This is a genomic window from Mesorhizobium sp. M7A.F.Ca.CA.004.06.1.1 (genome assembly GCF_003999135.1).
Taxonomy (GTDB): Bacteria; Pseudomonadota; Alphaproteobacteria; order Rhizobiales; family Rhizobiaceae; genus Mesorhizobium.
Genome location: NZ_RZPQ01000514.1, coordinates 1 through 3,393, shown reverse-complemented (window position 1 = coordinate 3,393; position 3,393 = coordinate 1). Strand labels below are relative to the sequence as shown.

The 3,393-nt window shown below is 63.0% G+C and carries 3 protein-coding genes; all 3 read right to left on the bottom strand.

Annotated elements, in window-relative coordinates; translation table 11 throughout:
- Window positions 1–44: 44 nt before the first annotated feature.
- Window positions 45–923 (bottom strand): ABC transporter permease, encoded by an 879-nt coding sequence (locus EN906_RS24640; protein ID WP_127270255.1) that lies wholly within the window; start codon window positions 921–923, stop codon window positions 45–47.
- The gene (locus EN906_RS24635) at window positions 920–1,873 is read right to left on the bottom strand and encodes an ABC transporter permease (protein ID WP_127270253.1); all 954 of its coding nucleotides are present in this window, start codon (window positions 1,871–1,873) and stop codon (window positions 920–922) included. The genes EN906_RS24640 and EN906_RS24635 overlap by 4 nt, the downstream gene beginning before the upstream one ends.
- Before the next feature lie 70 nt (window positions 1,874–1,943).
- A partial coding sequence (locus tag EN906_RS24630; RefSeq protein WP_164777329.1) for an ABC transporter substrate-binding protein occupies window positions 1,944–3,393 on the bottom strand: 1,450 nt, incomplete at its 5' end.

Sequence of the window (3,393 nt, the reverse complement as noted above, 5' to 3'; positions counted from 1 at the left end):
CCGAAAGATCGGTGAGTTCGAGTGCGTTTTCGGCCTTGGCGGAGTTAGTCATTGAGCGCTCCGTGAACGCCGTCGGCCGCCAGATTGACGCCGATCACCAGCGAAGCGATGGCGAGCGCATCGAACAGCACCGTCCACCAGAAGCCGCCGCCGATCATGCCGTAATTGTTGGAGATCGACAGCCCCCAGTCGGGCGAGGGCGGCTGGATGCCAAAGCCCATGAAGGAGAGCGTGGCGACGGCGAAAATGGCATAGCCGAGCCGCACGGTGGTTTCGACCAGGATCGGCGGGATGACGTTGGGCAGGATCTCGACGAACATCGTATGCAGGGCACTTTCATGCCTGAGTTGTGCGGCGGCGACATAGTCGAGCTCGCGCTCGGCCAGCACCGCCGAGCGCACGGTGCGCGCGATGATCGGCGCGAAGCTCAGGCCGATGACGACGATGACCGTCGTCTTGGAGGTGCCGAGCGCAACGATGGCCAACAGCGCAACGATGACCACCGGGATCGCCATGAAGGCTTCGAGGATGCGGCTGACGACATCGTCGACGAGACCGCGAAAATAGCCGGTAAGGAGGCCAAGCGCCGTGCCGGCTACCGTCGCCAGCAAGGTTGCCAGCGGTGCGACGGTCAGGATGTCGCGCGAACCGACGATGACGCGCGAGAAGACGTCGCGGCCGATCTGGTCGGTGCCGAACCAGTGTTCGGAAGAGGGCGGCGCCAGCGCGTTGATGATGTCGTCGGCGAGCGGATCGTAAGGTGCGAAATGCTCGCCGAACAGCGCACAGGCAACCCAGAACAGCACGATGGCGAAACCGACAAGGAATGTGCGCGAGCGCAGCAGCGAGAAAAAGACCTCCGCCAGCGGGCTGCGCCGGCGCGTGTCGTCTGGTGTAGGAGAGCTGGTTTGGACGGCGCTCATTGATCTGACCCCAGACGGATACGCGGATTGAGCACGGAATAGAGGAAGTCGGCGACAAGGGTGGCCACGGCATAGACAATGCCGATGGTGAGGATGCCCGACTCCAGCATCGGGAAATCCTTGCCGCGCGCGGCGGTGAAGATCAGCGACCCGATGCCCTGGTAGCGAAACAGCGTTTCGATGACGACAAGGCCGCCGATGAGGTAGCCGGTCTGCGTCGCGATGACGGTGATGGTCGGCAGCAGCGCATTGCGCAGCACATGCCGCCAGATCACCGTGCGCCAGGGCAGGCCCTTCAGCACGGCCGTTCGCGTGTAGTCGGAATCGAGCGCCTCGATCATGCCGGAGCGTGCCATGCGGGCGATGTAGCCGAACAGCACCAGGAACAGCGGCAGCGAGGGCAGGATCAGGTAATAGAGCTGCGTGAAGAAGCCGGCGTCGCGCGGCCATGCGGCCGATATCGGCAGCCAGCGCAGCCAGACACCAAAGATCAGGATCAGGATGATGCCGGTGACGAATTCCGGCAGCACCGTCACCGACAGGCCGCCGAGACTGATGATGCGGTCGAGCGGGCGGTTGAGGTTGAGTGCGGCGACGACGCCGCCGAGGATGCCGATCGGCACCACCAGCACGAAGGCGACCGCCGCCAGCTTCATCGAATTGCCCAGCGCATCGATGACGAAAGGCGCGACCGGCGAGCGGAAGATGTAGGACGTACCCATGTCGCCCTGGACGAAGTTGGAGATCCAGCTCCAGTATTGCGTTAGCAGCGGGCGATCGACGCCGAGCGTGTGATTGAGCGCGTCGACCGCGCGCTGGTCGGCGAACGGGCCCAATATGGCGCGCCCGACATTGCCGGGCAGCACCTGGCCGCCCAGGAACACCATGATGCTGAGCAGGAACAGCGTGACGAGCGACAGCGAGACACGCCGGACAAGGAAGGAGAGAATGGCTAGGACTCCTTGTGGAGCCAGCCCCCATGCGGGAGCTGGCTGTTAGAGGATTGGCTTTCCCTTCCGTTCAGGCCTTCGATGCCTTATCGAGGAACAGCTGCGACATGGCGGTCGGCTGCACGCCGGCCACACCCTTCGCCGTCGCCGTGAGATAGTCATAGAAATAGCCGAAGATGACAGGCGTTTCTTCGAGCAGCAGCTTCTGGATCTTGCCGGCGTCGGCCTTCTGCGCCTCGAGATCGAGGGCCGCGATGTAGCTGGTCGCCAGCGCGTCATAGTCCTTGTTCTTGAAGTGTGCCGCGTTCCAGGTGCCTTCACTCTTCAGCGGTGCCGCGAGATAGACGTTCGGCACGCCGCGGTGGCCGTAGTCGGTGATACCCATCACCGAATCCAGCCAGTTCGACTTGCCGAACACTGCGTCTCCGTAATAGCCGCTCTGGTCGAGGATGTTGAGGTCGAGTTGGACGCCGATCTCCTTGACCCAGTTTTGGATCAGCTGGGCGTATTCAGGGATTTCCAGGTAGCGTTCGGTGGTCAGGGTTATCTTGAAGCCCTGGCCAAGGCCGGCTGCTTCCATGAGCTGCTTGGCCTGGGCGATATCCTGCTTGCGCTGCGGCACGCTCGTATCGGTCGAAGGGTAGACGGCGGCGAACGGGCTGTCATTGCCCAGAGCGGAGCGTCCCTTCATCAGGCCGGCGGCCAGCTTGTCGCGATCGAGGCAGAGCGCAATGGCACGGCGCACGCGCGCATCCTTCAACGGGCCCTCGTCGCAGCGCATGTGCAGTTGCTGATGGGCCGACGACTTCAGGCTGATGATGTCGACGTTCGGATCGTTGAGCAGAGCGACGCCGGCCAGCACGGGCATCTGGTTGATGATGTCGACCTGTCCGCCCTGCAGCGCCAGGATCTGCGGCTGCATATCGGTGAAGAAGGTGAATTCGGTGCGTTCCGGCAGTGCCTTCGGACCCCAATAATCCTCGTTGCGGACGAAGGAGGCGCCGACCTTTGCCGTGTATTTCTCAATTTTGAACGGCCCGGTGCCGTCGAAGCTCTTCTCGTAGTCGCCCTTGTAACTCGCCGGGATGATGACGGCGTTGTAGTTGTCGGACGACAGCATGTAGGGGAAGTTGCCGTTCGGCGCATCGAGGTGGAATTCCACCGTGTAGTCGTCGACCTTCTTGGAGGCGCCCTTCTGCAGGATGCCGTTGAACACCGACAGCGCGTTGGACGAGTTTGCCGGATCGGCAAGGCGGTCGATGCTGGCCACGACGTCGTCGGCCTTCATCTCCCCGCCGCTGTGGAATTTTACGCCCTTGCGCAGCTTGAAGGTCCAAACCGTGCCGTTGTCGTTCGGCTTCCAGCTCTCGGCCAGCGCCGGTTGCAGCACCAGGTCGGGGCCGTCGACACAAAGGAATTCCGCAACCTGCTGCATCACCAGCAGGCCGCCGGCGTCCGCAATGGTGACTGGGTCGATCGTTGCTGCCGGCACGCTGCTGGCGACACGGATGGTGGCGCCG

What these genes read in the sequence shown, in the direction of transcription:
- EN906_RS24640 (WP_127270255.1), bottom strand. Translation starts at nt 923, where the DNA reads ATGAGCGCCGTCCAAACCAGCTCTCCTACACCAGACGACACGCGCCGG.